The following is a 12780-nucleotide window of genomic DNA, read 5'->3' as shown; positions in this document are numbered from 1 at the left end:
AAAGACGGGGGAGCGATGCGCCCTTATCTGAAAGACCCGGCTGCGATCTATGCGCAGAGTTTCGCGACGGTGCGCGATGAAGCCCGTCTGGATCGGTTTGATCCCGGTATGGCAGCGCTGGCCACGCGGGTGATCCACGCCTGCGGGATGATCGAGGTTGCGGATAGGCTGGCCTTTTCACCCGGTGCCTTTGTGGCCGGGCAGGCAGCGCTGGCGGCGGGCGCACCGGTCCTGTGTGACTGCCAAATGGTGGCAGCCGGGGTGATCCGGCGGTCGCTGCCTGCGGAAAACGAGGTTCTCGTGACGCTGAACAACGCCGCAGGTGTCGGCTTGGCGGCAGAGCTTGGCACCACACGCTCGGGCGCGGCGGTAGAGCTGTGGCGCGATCGGATCGAGGGCGCGGTTGTGGCCATCGGCAATGCACCGACGGCACTGTTTCATCTGTTGGAGCGGCTGGATCAGGGTTGGCCGAAACCGGAGGTGATCCTCGGTTTTCCGGTCGGCTTCGTCGGCGCAGCGGAAAGCAAGGCAGAACTGGCCGCCAACCCGCGCGGTTGCGACTTCGTGGCGCTGAAAGGGCGGCGTGGCGGGTCGGCCATGGCCTCGGCCGCAGTAAATGCGCTGGCGGCGGGGCTGCCGGGGGAAGACGCATGACAACCTGCCCTGCCTGCGGCCATCCGGGCGACCACGACGGTCCCGCCCATGCCTATATCAGCCCCAGTCCGGCATGCTGGGCGCGCTATGGCGAGGTTCTGACGCGCGAGTATTCGGACCGCGATTACTGGCAGGCGCATCGCCTGCTGACGGATGCCTATTGCGGTCAGCACTCGGTCGGGGAAGATCGTCGCGCGCGCCAGTCGCTGTATATCCATCTTGCCGCGTTGATGCTGCATTTCGAAGACGCGGTCCCTGCGGACCGGATCGTTGCGTTCCTGCGAAAAGCCGCCAAATCCGGCAATCCTTTCAACCCGCTGCCGATGCCGCAAGACTCTGTGAACGTGCGGATTGACGACGTTCATGCGGCGCGCGATGTCAGGGAACATAGTGCGGCCGTCACCGACTATGCGCGGGCCGTTTATGATGTCTGGGCACCCCAGCACGATGTTTTCCGGCGGTTGAATGATGAGGTGGGCATATGACGCCCTGGCTGCATATCGTCGGCATTGGCGAGGACGGGATGGCGGGGCTGACCGCGCCGACCCGCGCTGTGGTCGAAGCTGCCGAGGTTATTATTGGCGGCGACCGACATCATTTGTTGTCAGACGCGGTGAATGCAGAACGCATTGCCTGGCCCTCGCCCTTCGTCGCGCTGATCGACACGCTTTTGGGGCTGCGCGGCAAGCGGGTCGTGGTGCTGGCGACGGGCGATCCGCTGTGGTTCTCGGTCGGGGCGCGGATCGGGCGGGCGATTGCGCCGGGTGAGATCACCTATCATCCGCAGCTGTCGGCGTTTCAACTGGCCGCCGCGCGGATGGGCTGGTCGATGGCGGATGTGGAGACGCTGACCGTTCATGGCCGCCCGGTCGAGCAGATGATTGCTTTCATCCAGCCTCAGCAGCGCCTGTTGATCCTGACCACGGGATCCGAAACACCGGGGCAGATTGCGGCATTCCTGACCGAACGGGGTTTTGGCGACAGCCCGATGACGGTTCTGGCGGCGATGGGGGGCGCGGATGAGGTGCGCTTTGACGGGACGGCGCGGGACTGGTCGCATGCGGTTCCGGCGTTCAATACTCTGGCCGTTGATTGCGTGGCGGCACCCGATGCCGCGTTGCTGCCGCGCGTGCCGGGGCTTCCAGACGATCTGTTTCAGCACGACGGCACGATGACCAAATCCGAGGTGCGGGCCGCGACTCTCGCCAAGCTGATGCCGATGCGCGGAGCGCTGCTGTGGGATGTCGGGGCTGGCTGTGGCTCGGTCGCGATCGAATGGATGCGTTCGGCCCGCTACGCGCGGGCGCTGGGGATCGAGCCGCGCGCGGATCGCCGCACCATGGCGGCGGCAAATGCGCTGGCGCTGGGCACGCCCCGGCTGGAGCTGATCGACGGCGAAGTGCCGGACGCATTGGCCGGGCTGGAAGCCCCGGACGCGGTGTTCATCGGTGGCGGGCTGTCGGTTGAGACGTTTGCGGGTTGCTGGGAAGCGCTGAAACCGCTGGGACGGCTGGTGGCGAATGCCGTGACGCTGGAGAGCGAGGCGGTGCTGATCGATCTGCACAAACGCCACGGTGGCGCGCTGGTGAAACTGCAGGTGAATCGGGCCGAAACGGTTGGGCGACTGACCGGCTGGCGGCCGCTGATGCCGGTGACGCAGTGGAGCCTTGTGAAGCGATGAGCGGGGTTTTGTACGGCGTGGGCGTCGGGCCGGGCGATCCCGAACTGATGACGCTGAAGGCGGCGCGGCTGATCGCGGCCTGCCCCGTCGTCGCCTATCCGGTGTTGCCGGGGGCGGAGAGTTTTGCGCGGGCCATTGCGGCGGATGTGATTGCGCCTGGAACGGTTGAGATCGCCATCGAGGTGCCGATGACCACCGCGCGGGACCCGGCGCAGGCGGCCTATGACATTGGCGCGGCGCGGATTGCCGAGGCGTTGCAGGCCGGGCGGAATGTGGCCTGCCTGTGTGAGGGCGATCCGTTCTTCTATGGCAGTTTCATGTATTTGTTCGCGCGGCTGGCGGATCGGTTTCCGGTTCAGGTCGTGCCGGGGGTGACGTCGGTCACGGCCTGTGCCGCGCGCGCGGGCCTTCCGTTGGTGGCGCGTAGCGAACGCCTGACAGTGCTGCCGGGCACGCTGCCGGAAGGCGAACTTAGGGCGCGGATCGAGGGTGCGGAAAGCGTCGCGATCCTCAAGGTCGGACGGCATCTGCCGAAAATCCGCGCCGTGGTCGATGGGCTGGGCCTGACCGGGCGCGCGCGCTACGTCGAACGGGCGACGCTGTCGGATGAGCGTATCGTGGCGTTGAAGGATGCGCCGGGCACGGCCCCGTATTTTTCGATGATTCTGATCGTGAAAGGGGCCGATCCGTGGCTGTGAATTCTGATCCGGTTGTTGTCTGCCTGTCGATGTCGGGCCTGCCTGTGGCGCGGGAAATTACCGGCGCGCTGGGCGGGCAGGTGCATGGCAAGGCGGGGCGTGTTGAGGGCGCAGATGCCACGTTCGACGACGCGCCCGAACATCTGCGTAGCCTGTTCGCGGCGGGCGTTCCGATCATCGGCGTCTGCGCGGCGGGCATCCTGATCCGGTCGCTGGCACCGATGCTGGCGGACAAATGGGCCGAGCCGCCAGTGCTGGCGGTGTCGGACGACGGGGCTTCGGTCGTGCCGCTGCTGGGCGGGCATCGCGGGGCGAACGCGCTGGCCGGGCGGGTAGCTTCGGCGACGGATGGCGCTGCGGCGTTGACGACGGCGGGCGAGGTGGCGCTGGGCGTCGTGCTGGATGCGCCGCCGCCGGGGTGGGTTTTGGCGAACCCCGAGGACGCAAAGGCGGCGATGGCGAGCTTGCTCTCAGGGCGCGGTGCACGGGTCTGCGGGGATGAGGCGGCGCATGCGGGCTGGCTGGACGGGTTGCCGGACGGTGACGACGTTCTCATCACCTGCACGCAAGAGCCGCTGTCGCTGCTGGCTCAGACAGGTCCGGCGCATCTGGTGTATCACCCCAAGCGGTCCGTGTTGGGTGTTGGATGTGCGCGGAATTGTTCGCCACAAGAGATGATTGGTCTGGTGGACGGGATACTGACGGAAGAGAAGCTGTCGCCGAAGGCACTGAAGGCCATCGCGACGCTGGACCTGAAGGCGGATGAGCCTGCGATGTGGGCGCTGGCGGCGCATCTGGGCGTGCCGCTACGGCTGTTTGATGCGGCAGAGCTTGAGGCGCAGACGCCGCGCAGCGCGACCCCCTCTCAGGTGGTCCATGCCGAGGTTGGCACGCATGGTGTCGCTGAAAACGCGGCACTTGCCGCGGCGGGGCCGGACGCCGGTTTACTGCGTGTGAAAGTAAAGACCGCGATGGCCACGGCAGCGTTGGCGAAGGCGCCTCAGCCGATCAGCGAATTGCGGGGCCGGGCGCGGGGCCGTGTCTCGCTGGTGGGCATCGGACCCGGGCAGGCGGCTTGGCGGACGCCGGAGGCCTCGCGTTTGGTGGCTGAGGCGGAAGAGTTGGTCGGCTATTCGCTTTATATCGACCTGCTGGGGCCGTTGGCTGCCGGGAAACCTCGGGTGGATTTCCCGCTGGGTGGAGAGGAGGCGCGGTGCCGGCATGCGTTGGAACGCGCCGGTGAGGGTGTGGATGTGGCGCTGATCTGTTCCGGGGATGCGGGGATATATGCCATGGGCGCGCTGGTGTTTGAATTGCTGGATCGCGGTGACGGGCCGGGCGGGGTTTCCGATGCCGCGCGACGGGTCGAGGTGATCTCGGCCCCCGGTGTGTCCGCGCTTCAGGCAGCGGCGGCGCGGGCGGGGGCACCGCTGGGGCATGATTTCTGCGCGATTTCGCTGAGCGATCTGCTGACCCCCCGCGCCGACATCCTGCGCCGGGTAAAGGCGGCGGCAGAGGGGGATTTCGTGATCGCCTTCTATAATCCGGTGTCGAAAACCCGCCGGACTTTGCTGGCCGAGGCACGGGACATTCTGCTGACGGCGCGCCCGGCGGAGACTCCGGTGTTGTTGGCGTCCTCGCTGGGACGGCCCGAGGAGGAGCTGCGCTATCGGCGTCTCGACGCGTTGCAGGTGGATGAGGTCGACATGCTGACCGTGGTTCTGGTCGGATCGTCACAATCCCGGCTGGTGGAACGGGGTGAGGGCGCGCGGATGTACACGCCGCGCGGCTATGCCAAGAAGCTGGAGCAGGGCGATGGGTGATTTTGCGGCGCGGGCGCTGCCCGCATGTGAGGCGCGTGCCCCCCTCCCTGACCCTCCCCCGAGCGGGGGAGGGGACCCTGTGGCGGGCCGACCCCGTTTCTGCGGTCGTCGGATTTTTGGCTGGCAGAGGCCCCAATTGCTGAGAGGCCGTTTGCGGGCAGGTCTGCCGCAAACAGGCCAGTTCGAGGGTGTGAGTGCGAGTCGCTGACGCGTCAAGGACAGGCCGCCGTTGGCGGTCGCCTGCGGCGATCCTTGACCCGACAGCGAATCGCGGGGGCGCGGCGATGACGGTGTATTTCATCGGGGCGGGGCCGGGCGATCCGGAACTGCTGACCAAGAAGGCCGAGCGGCTGATCGCGGCCTGTCCGGTGTGTTTGTACGCGGGCTCATTGGTGCCTGCGGAGGTTGTGGCGATTGCGCCGACGGGCGCGCGGGTGTTGGACACGGCCCCCATGACTTTGGACGAAACGCATGCCGAGATTGTGGCCGCCCATGGTCGGGGCGAGGATGTGGCGCGGGTGCATTCGGGCGATCCTTCGCTTTATGGGGCGATTGCTGAGCAGATCCGGCGGCTGCGCGCCGATGGCATTGATTATCAGATCGTCCCCGGTGTGCCCGCCTATGCCGCCGCCGCTGCGGCGCTGGGGCAGGAACTGACAATCCCGGAAGTGGCGCAGTCCATCGTGTTGACCCGGATGTCGATGAAATCATCCTCGATGCCCGAAGGCGAAACGTTGGAGAATTTCGCCCGCACTGGCGCGACTTTGGCGATCCATCTGGGTGTGCGGGCTTTGTTGGAGATCGAGCGGGTTCTGGCGCCGCATTATGGCGCGGACTGTCCGGTGGTGGTGGCCTACCGCGTCGGCTGGCCGGACGAAATGCTGATCCGGGGCACGTTGTCGGACATCCGCGACAAGGTGCGTGCGGCCAAGATCACCCGCACGGCGCTGATCCTTGCGGGGCCTGCTTTGGGTGAGGTTTCGGATTTTCGCGATTCGGCGCTGTATGATCCCGCGATGCCCCATGTGCTGCGGCCCAAACGACGCTAAGACCTGCCTGTCATTTATGGCGCGGCGGGAAAAGCTTGACGGATCGATATCAGCCGCCATGCTGTCGCACCGAAATGAGGGGATCAGATGTCGGATTTTCTGCCGAAGGAAGTACGCGACGGGCTGGTGGCGGCGCGCAAGGCGGCGCTGCGCAAGAAAAGCCGTTTGCGGTTGCAGGTGGGTGACGAGATCCACACGGTTCTGCGCTATTGGGATGACGGGTTTTCGCTGGAGCGCGAGGGTGCGCCGCATCTGCGTGGGTTGGTCGACCTTTATTACGGGGCCAAACATCTGATGCGCTGTCTGATCGTGGCGTCTTCCGAGGAAGAAGATGAGGTGACATACGAATTCAAGCGCTCGACCGAGGCGGTGGACAGCCAGCCGCTGGATTTTGAGCGCGCGGTGAATGCACCGACCGCACTGCTGGGGCGCTGATGGAGGCTGAGTTTTCGCGCCGCAAGCTGGTCAGCCCGACAGAAATGCGGGCGTTGACGCAGCGGTCCGATCTGCGCGGGGCGTTGCAGATGGGCAGCCACTTGGGCGCGATCCTCCTGGTCGGAGTGCTGCACTGGCTGGCACTGGGCAGCTGGTGGGTGCTGGCGACGGGCTTCATTTTGGGGGTGCTGATTAACTTCCTTTACGCCGCGCAGCATGAGTTGAGCCATGCGACCGTTTTTGCGACGCGGCGCGCGAATGAGCTATTCGGGCGGCTGGTCGGCTTCGTGATGCTGTTTCCGCGTGATTACGACCAGATCATGCATTTCGCGCATCATCGCTGGACCCAGGATTGGGAGCGGGACGGGGAGCTGGTGCGGGAGCCCTATACGCTGACCACCTATCTGCTGTGGCTGTTCGGGGTGAGTTATTGGCGCAATCGGGTTGTCGGGCTTATCCGGCGGGCGCGCGGGATCATTGTCGAACCCTACATCAAGCCGGGCGAAGAGGCGCGGGTGATCTGGGAAAGCCGTCTGCATCTGGCTGGTTACGGGCTGATCGCGCTGGTCTCGGTGCTTGTCGGAAGCTGGGCGGTGCTGAGCTTCTGGATCATCCCGATGGTGCTGACCAAGCCGGTGCACCAGTTGCAGAATACGATAGAACATCTGGGGCTGAGCCATGAAGAGGATATCCTCGAAAATACCCGCTCGACCCGGACAAATGCGCTGATGCGCTGGCTGTGCTGGCAGATGCCCTATCACACGGCGCATCACACGTTTCCGGCGGTGCCATTCTGGAAGCTGCGGGAGTTGAACGCGAAGATCGAAGCGCAGGCGGGCGAGGTGCACCGCATGGGCTGGATCGAGTTTCAGCGCGAGGTGATCGGCAAGCTGGCGCAGAAGGACGAAAGCCAGTGGCCGATGAACGAGGTCTGGGTGGTGCCGCGCCAAGGCGGGCGGATGATGCGGGTGGCGGCGGAGTAGCGGGTTTGTAGTGATGTCGTTGGCGCGGTGAATTTGGTCTTGGAGCGAAATTTGGCAGAATGTCCCTGCGCCCGGTGCGCGCCGTAAGGCGCAGGGCGCGCGCCGGACCGGTCCCGCCGGTCAGGCGCTGGTCTGAACTTGGCGCATCCAAGCAAGTTGACGGTCAAACCAGAGCCATAAATCATGCAAACTCAATGGCGCAGCGCCAGCCCACCGGTCCGGCGCACGCCCTGCTTGCGGTGTTTCGGTTGACGTCCGCTCTAGACCAAATCTACCGCCGCCTCCGCTACATCTCTTCCCACAGCTCGAATTTGTTCCCCTCGGGGTCCCAGGCGTGGGTGAATTTGCCGATGGGGGGCATGTCGGGTTGAACCTCGATGCGGGCACCGGCGGCTTCCAGTTGGGCCACCATGGCGGCCATGTCGCTGACCCGGAAGTTGACCATGAATTGTTGGTCGGGGTTGCCGAAATACTGGGTGTCGGCGGCAAAGGGCGCGAAGACGGTGGGCCCGCCTGCGGCCACCCAGGGGTTGGTGGTTTCATCCGTTGGCGTCAGGTCGATGCCAAGGGTGTCGCGATACCACTGGGCCAGTTTGGCGGGGTCTTTGGCGCGGAAGAACACTCCGCCGAACCCCAATACTTTCTCGGTCATTGCAAATCTCCGAATGCGTCATGCAGGCGTGACAAGGCTTCGGTGATGTTCGCCCGCTGGGTGCCGATATTGAACCGCATGAAGCCTTCGCCGCCAAGCCCGAAATCTGTGCCGGGATGGACTGCCAGGCGGGCCGTCTTGTGGACGCGGGCGTTCACCTCGTCCTGGCTCATCCCGGTGCCGCGGAAATCGACCCAGCTGAGGTATGTTGCCTGAAGCGGCACGGCGCGCACGCCGGGCAGGGCGTTGATCCCTGCCTCCCACTCGGCGCGGTTCTTGTCGAGGTAGTCCATCTGCGCGTCGATCCAAGCGGCCCCTTCGGGGGAAAATGCCGCCGTGGTCATCGGTACGGCGAACAGATTTGTTGAAATGCTGAACGCCTGGATGGTCTGGGCAAAATCCTTTTGCAGGGTTGGATCCGGAATGATCGTCTGGCCCAGATAGGCCCCGGCAAGATTAAACGCTTTCGATGCAGCGTGCAGGATCACCAGCCGATCCTCGACCCCCTCAACCAGCGGCATGGCGGTGTGGGCATGTCCGGGGAAGATCATATCGGCATGCACTTCGTCCGAGATCAGCAGAACATCGTGGCGGCGGCAGAATGCGGCGATCGCCTCCAGCTCAGCCCGGGTCCAGACCCGCCCGGCGGGGTTATGCGGTGAACACAGGATCAGGATTTTTTCGCGCCCGGTCATCATTGCGTCCCACGCCTCGATGTCCAGTTCCACGTGATCGCCCATCCGCAATGGCAGTTCCACCATTTCGCGTTTTGCCGCCCGGATGACGCGGCCAAAGGCGTGATAGACCGGCGCCATGACCAATACCGCATCGCCGGGGTCCGACCAGGTATGCAGGCACAGGCCGACTGCGTTGACCAGACCGTATGTCGCGAAAATGGCCGACGGGTCAGGCCGCCAGCCGTGGCGGGTGTCCATCCACCAGCAGACAGCTTCGCGATAGGCGTCCTTGTCACCGCCATAGCCATAGACACCATGATCGGCGATCTTCTGTACCGCTCGCTGGACGCAGGCTGGTGGGCGGAAATCCGAATCGGCGACCCACATGGCAATGCCGTCATCTGGGCTGACGCCATAGACACGCTCCATGTCGTCCCATTTGTTGCAATCTGTTCCGCGTCTGTCGATTGGCTCGTCGAAATTCATAACCACCTCTGAAAACTACGCGCGGCACGCTAACGTCCTTGGCCAGGTTCGCAAGGGCCATCGTTGCGCAGGCGGCGGTGATCCCCTACATCACCGATTATGACCAAACGACCGATCATCCTGCACCCCGACCCGCGCCTGAAAAAGCTCTGCAAGGAGGTGCCCGAGGTTACTGACGACCTGCGCGCGCTGGCCGAGGATATGCTGGAAACCATGTATGATGCACCCGGTATCGGGCTGGCCGCTCCGCAGGTCGGGGTCACCAAGCGGATACTGGTGATGGATTGCGTCAAGGATGAAGAGGCCGAGCCGCGCCCGCTGGTCCTGATCAACCCGGTGATCACCCGCACCTCGGACGCAATGAACGTTTATGAAGAAGGCTGCCTGTCGATCCCGGAACATTTCGCCGACGTGGAGCGCCCGGCCGAGGTTGAGGTTTCGTGGACCGATCTGGACGGCGTTGCACAGGCCGAGGCCTTCGACGGCCTATGGGCAACCTGTGTCCAGCACGAGATTGACCATCTGGACGGTGTCCTGTTCATCGACCACATCAAGCCGCTGCGCCGTCAGATGATCACCCGCAAGATGGTCAAGCTGAAGCGGGAAATGGCGCGGGCATGAGCCTGCGCACGTGTTTGCCCTGGCCCGACAGGCGGCTGCGCACCGCTGCCGCCCCGGTCGAAGGCATCACCGATGACATCCGCACCCTCTGGGACGAGATGATTGAGGTGATGGAGGCGATGCCGGGCGTCGGACTTGCCGCGACCCAGCTGGGTGTGATGCAGCGCCTGGCGGTTGTCGATGCTTCAGAAGCGCGTGGCCAGGCGGTGCGGATGGCCAATCCGGAAGTCTTGCACGCCTCGGCCAAGATGCGCACCCATGAGGAGGCAAGCCCGAACCTGCCCGGCGTATCTGCGAAGATCGAACGGCCCCGGGCTGTGACAGTGCGGTTCCTGAATGGCGATGGCGTGGTGGAAGATCGCGACTTTGTCGGCCTCTGGGCGACCAGCGTGCAGCATCAGATCGACCATCTGGCCGGGCGAATGTTCTTTGACCGCCTGAGCAAAACCAAACGTGACATGCTGCTGCGCCGCGCCGCCAAGGTGGCGACATGAGGGTCGTCTTCATGGGCACGCCGGAGTTTTCGGTCACCGCACTGGATGCGTTGGTCGCGGCGGGTAACGAGGTTATCTGCGCCTATTCCCAGCCACCGCGCCCGGCGGGTCGGGGCAAGAAACCGCGTCCGTCCCCGGTGCAAAGCCGTGCCGAGGCGCTGGGCATTCCGGTGCGCCACCCGGTATCGCTGAAGACGGCAGAGGCGCAGGCGGAATTCGCGGCGCTGAACGCGGACGTGGCCGTCGTCGTCGCCTATGGGCTGATCCTGCCGCAGGCGGTTCTGGACGCGCGACGTCTTGGATGCCTGAACATCCATGCTTCGCTTCTGCCGCGCTGGCGCGGGGCGGCGCCGATCCACCGGGCGGTGATGGCAGGGGATGCACAGACGGGCATCTGTATCATGCAGATGGACGCCGGGCTGGACACCGGGCCGGTCCTGCTGCGCGCCGCGACCCCGATTGGCGTCGAGGAGACGACCGGCGATCTGCATGACCGGCTGGCCGCACTGGGCGGCAAACTGATCGTCGAAACGCTTGCCCGGATCACTGAACTGACCCCCGAACCGCAACCCGACACCGGCGTCACCTATGCCGCCAAGATCGACAAGGCCGAAGCGCGCATCGACTGGACCCGCCCCGCTGCCGAGGTTGATCGCCTGATCCGGGGCCTGTCTCCGTTTCCCGGCGCCTGGTGTGAAGTGGACGGCGCGCGGGTGAAGCTGTTGCGCTCAGAAGTGACCGGCGGCACTGGTGCGCCGGGCGCGCATCTGGGCGGGTTCGAGGTTGCCTGCGCCGACGGCGCAGTCCGGATCCTGCAAGCGCAGCGCCCCGGAAAACGGGCGATGCGCAGTGAAGAGTTTCTGCGCGGGGCACCTTTGCCGAACCACCTGACCTGACGCCCCTTCCCCTTTTGGCAGCAAGAAAATACTGTATGCGCGCCGAGGCATGGCTTTTGGCGCGTTTCTGGTTGGAAGGTATCAAGATGTTATTCGCATTCTGGGGATCACTGGTGATCGGCGGCATCGTCGCCTACCTGTCTGAAAAGAACGGCTTTACCCATCATGGCGTCATCCAGGCGATCATCATCGCGATTGGCGGCGTTGTTTTGCTGTTCATGGCGCGGGTGATGTTCAACCTGTCGCTGGGCTCGCACGGGCTGAACGCGATTGCCGGGGCGGCGGGGGCGTTGATCCTGATCCCGTCCGAAGCGATTGCCCGCAAACGGCGCGCGCGGCGGTAGCGACCGACGCGACCGGGCGCAGGTCATTCCAGTGGCGAATCAGGTTTTTGGGATGGCGCGCTAACCCAGCGCCGCAAGCACCGCCTGGGTGGCGATGCCGGTGACGGCCAAGCCCCTGGCACGCTGAAAATCGCGTATCGCGACCTCGGATTTCGTTCCGATCACGCCGTCGATGGTGCCGACGTCATAGCCGCGCGCGGCCAGCCCGCGCTGCACCGCGATCCGGTCCTGTTTCGTCAGCCCATTGGCGTCGGGCGGGAAACGCCCCCTTAAAGGTCCGTCACCGCCGATCCTGTCGGCAAGACGGCCAACTCCGATCGCATAGAGATCGGAATTGTTGTAGGTCTTCAGAACATCGAAATTCTTCGTCACTGTAAACCGCACACCGCCGCTTTGTGGTTGGATCGTGCGTCCGGGCGGCCCGCCGGTTCCCGCCTCGCCCCCCCCATTTCAGGCCGGTCCGCCACCCGTTCTTCGCCAGATAGCTTGCGGTCGAGGCCAGCGCGTCCGCGGGATCGCTGCCCCAGATATCGCGGCGCCCATCGCCGGTGAAATCCACCGCGAAAGACTGATACGAGGTGGGAATGAACTGCGTGTGCCCCATCGCACCAGCCCAGCTGCCGACCATTCGGGCGGGCGTGGTGTCGCCACGCTGAAGGATGCGAAGCGCGGCGATAAGCTGTTTTTCATAGAACGATCCGCGCCGCCCGTCGAAGGCCAGGGTTGCGGTGGCTGAAATCACCGGGATGGTGCCGCGTTTCTCTCCGTACTGGGTTTCCATCCCCCAGACGGCTGCGATGATGTTCGCGTCGACACCGTAACGCGCCTCAATCGCGCCGAGTGTGCGAGCATGCCGGGATGCAGCGGCGCGGCCTTTGGAGATACGCTCGTCCGAGGTTGCGATGGACAGGTATTCCTCAAGCGTTCGGCGGGTCTGGATCTGGTTGCGATCCCGTTCGACAACGCCGGGCAGATAGGCTGCATTGGCCAGCGCCGCGTTCAGGGTGCGGGGCGAGATCCCGGCATTCGTCGCGCGCGATCGAAACGACGCAAACCAATTGTCGAAGGCAGCATTTGCAACGGGCCGATATTGGGGTGATTGCGGGGGCGCACCGGACGGCAAGGCAAGCGGAAACGGCCCGCTGCACGAGGCGACAGCCGCCGTTCCCAGCGCGGCAACAAAGTGACGTCGGTTCATCCTCATGTCATGGCGCAGGATATACACCATGTTACTCGCCCGCAACGCAGCATGTTGTGGTTCGGCCAGTGTTTGCCTGCGCTGGCGCG

Annotated in this window: 14 protein-coding genes and 1 pseudogene; 12 read left to right on the top strand and 3 right to left on the bottom strand. The window is 64.8% G+C overall.

Translation table 11 applies throughout. The features are described 5' to 3' along the window. The first annotated feature begins 15 nt into the window (after positions 1-15). From GKR99_01050 to GKR99_01015, 8 genes are all read left to right on the top strand, one after another. Positions 16-654, top strand: a complete 639-nt coding sequence (locus GKR99_01050) for a precorrin-8X methylmutase (GenBank protein ID NKB26217.1) — start codon at positions 16-18, stop codon at positions 652-654. Continuing rightward, positions 651-1139 carry a hypothetical protein gene (locus GKR99_01045; protein NKB26216.1) on the top strand — a complete coding sequence of 163 codons (489 nt, stop codon included), beginning with the start codon at positions 651-653 and terminating at the stop codon, positions 1137-1139. The genes GKR99_01050 and GKR99_01045 overlap by 4 nt, the downstream gene beginning before the upstream one ends. After that, positions 1136-2335, top strand: a complete 1200-nt coding sequence (cbiE, locus tag GKR99_01040; protein ID NKB26215.1) for a precorrin-6y C5,15-methyltransferase (decarboxylating) subunit CbiE — start codon at positions 1136-1138, stop codon at positions 2333-2335. Before GKR99_01045 ends, cbiE begins: the two co-directional genes overlap by 4 nt. After that, complete coding sequence (cobI, locus tag GKR99_01035) at positions 2332-3033, top strand: precorrin-2 C(20)-methyltransferase (protein NKB26214.1); 702 nt, start codon at positions 2332-2334, stop codon at positions 3031-3033. The genes cbiE and cobI overlap by 4 nt, the downstream gene beginning before the upstream one ends. Then, on the top strand, positions 3024-4856 hold the full coding sequence (gene cobJ, locus GKR99_01030) for a precorrin-3B C(17)-methyltransferase (GenBank protein NKB26213.1): 1833 nt from the start codon (positions 3024-3026) through the stop codon (positions 4854-4856). The genes cobI and cobJ overlap by 10 nt, the downstream gene beginning before the upstream one ends. Positions 4857-5140: 284 nt before the next feature. Further along, the gene (gene cobM, locus GKR99_01025; GenBank protein ID NKB26212.1) at positions 5141-5905 is read left to right on the top strand and encodes a precorrin-4 C(11)-methyltransferase; all 765 of its coding nucleotides are present in this window, start codon (positions 5141-5143) and stop codon (positions 5903-5905) included. Positions 5906-5992: 87 nt separating this feature from the next. Next, a complete protein-coding gene (locus GKR99_01020) occupies positions 5993-6340 on the top strand; it encodes a hypothetical protein (GenBank protein ID NKB26211.1) in 348 nt (115 codons plus the stop codon). Continuing rightward, positions 6340-7323 carry a rhizopine catabolism protein gene (locus tag GKR99_01015; protein ID NKB26210.1) on the top strand — a complete coding sequence of 328 codons (984 nt, stop codon included), beginning with the start codon at positions 6340-6342 and terminating at the stop codon, positions 7321-7323. The genes GKR99_01020 and GKR99_01015 overlap by 1 nt, the downstream gene beginning before the upstream one ends. Positions 7324-7609: 286 nt before the next feature. Here the strand turns inward: GKR99_01015 and GKR99_01010 are convergent, their stop codons facing one another. Both GKR99_01010 and GKR99_01005 read right to left on the bottom strand, forming a co-directional pair. Further along, a complete protein-coding gene (locus GKR99_01010; protein NKB26209.1) occupies positions 7610-7975 on the bottom strand; it encodes a VOC family protein in 366 nt (121 codons plus the stop codon). Then, positions 7972-9138 (bottom strand): putative C-S lyase, encoded by a 1167-nt coding sequence (locus tag GKR99_01005; protein NKB26208.1) that lies wholly within the window; start codon positions 9136-9138, stop codon positions 7972-7974. Before GKR99_01005 ends, GKR99_01010 begins: the two co-directional genes overlap by 4 nt. Positions 9139-9237: 99 nt before the next feature. Here GKR99_01005 and GKR99_01000 point away from each other — a divergent pair, with 99 nt between their 5' ends. The 4 genes from GKR99_01000 to GKR99_00985 all read left to right on the top strand — a co-directional run bounded on the left by GKR99_01000 (position 9238) and on the right by GKR99_00985 (position 11493). Next, entirely contained in the window at positions 9238-9759 is a 522-nt protein-coding gene (locus tag GKR99_01000; GenBank protein ID NKB26207.1) for a peptide deformylase, read from the top strand. Next, a complete protein-coding gene (gene def / locus GKR99_00995; protein NKB26206.1) occupies positions 9756-10253 on the top strand; it encodes a peptide deformylase in 498 nt (165 codons plus the stop codon). Before GKR99_01000 ends, def begins: the two co-directional genes overlap by 4 nt. Next, a complete protein-coding gene (locus tag GKR99_00990) occupies positions 10250-11149 on the top strand; it encodes a methionyl-tRNA formyltransferase (GenBank protein NKB26205.1) in 900 nt (299 codons plus the stop codon). The genes def and GKR99_00990 overlap by 4 nt, the downstream gene beginning before the upstream one ends. Before the next feature lie 86 nt (positions 11150-11235). Next, positions 11236-11493: a hypothetical protein gene (locus GKR99_00985; protein ID NKB26204.1), complete on the top strand. Its 258-nt coding sequence runs from the start codon at positions 11236-11238 to the stop codon at positions 11491-11493. Between the two features lie 60 nt (positions 11494-11553). Here the strand turns inward: GKR99_00985 and GKR99_00980 are convergent. Beyond that, positions 11554-12697: pseudogene (locus tag GKR99_00980) on the bottom strand (lytic murein transglycosylase). Positions 12698-12780: the final 83 nt, after the last annotated feature.

This window comes from Paracoccaceae bacterium (genome assembly GCA_012103375.1).
Classification (GTDB): Bacteria; Pseudomonadota; Alphaproteobacteria; order Rhodobacterales; family Rhodobacteraceae; genus WLWX01.
This window is presented reverse-complemented; position numbering and strand designations above follow the sequence as displayed.

Coding starts and splice junctions, on each gene's coding strand:
- GKR99_01045 (NKB26216.1), top strand. CDS start 651: ATGACAACCTGCCCTGCCTGCGGCCATCCGGGCGACCACGACGGTCCC.
- GKR99_01005 (NKB26208.1), bottom strand. CDS start 9,138: ATGAATTTCGACGAGCCAATCGACAGACGCGGAACAGATTGCAACAAA.
- cbiE (NKB26215.1), top strand. CDS start 1,136: ATGACGCCCTGGCTGCATATCGTCGGCATTGGCGAGGACGGGATGGCG.
- GKR99_01000 (NKB26207.1), top strand. CDS start 9,238: ATGACCAAACGACCGATCATCCTGCACCCCGACCCGCGCCTGAAAAAG.
- def (NKB26206.1), top strand. CDS start 9,756: ATGAGCCTGCGCACGTGTTTGCCCTGGCCCGACAGGCGGCTGCGCACC.
- GKR99_01010 (NKB26209.1), bottom strand. CDS start 7,975: ATGACCGAGAAAGTATTGGGGTTCGGCGGAGTGTTCTTCCGCGCCAAA.
- cobM (NKB26212.1), top strand. CDS start 5,141: ATGACGGTGTATTTCATCGGGGCGGGGCCGGGCGATCCGGAACTGCTG.
- GKR99_00985 (NKB26204.1), top strand. CDS start 11,236: ATGTTATTCGCATTCTGGGGATCACTGGTGATCGGCGGCATCGTCGCC.
- GKR99_01020 (NKB26211.1), top strand. CDS start 5,993: ATGTCGGATTTTCTGCCGAAGGAAGTACGCGACGGGCTGGTGGCGGCG.
- GKR99_00990 (NKB26205.1), top strand. CDS start 10,250: ATGAGGGTCGTCTTCATGGGCACGCCGGAGTTTTCGGTCACCGCACTG.
- GKR99_01015 (NKB26210.1), top strand. CDS start 6,340: ATGGAGGCTGAGTTTTCGCGCCGCAAGCTGGTCAGCCCGACAGAAATG.
- cobI (NKB26214.1), top strand. CDS start 2,332: ATGAGCGGGGTTTTGTACGGCGTGGGCGTCGGGCCGGGCGATCCCGAA.
- GKR99_01050 (NKB26217.1), top strand. CDS start 16: ATGCGCCCTTATCTGAAAGACCCGGCTGCGATCTATGCGCAGAGTTTC.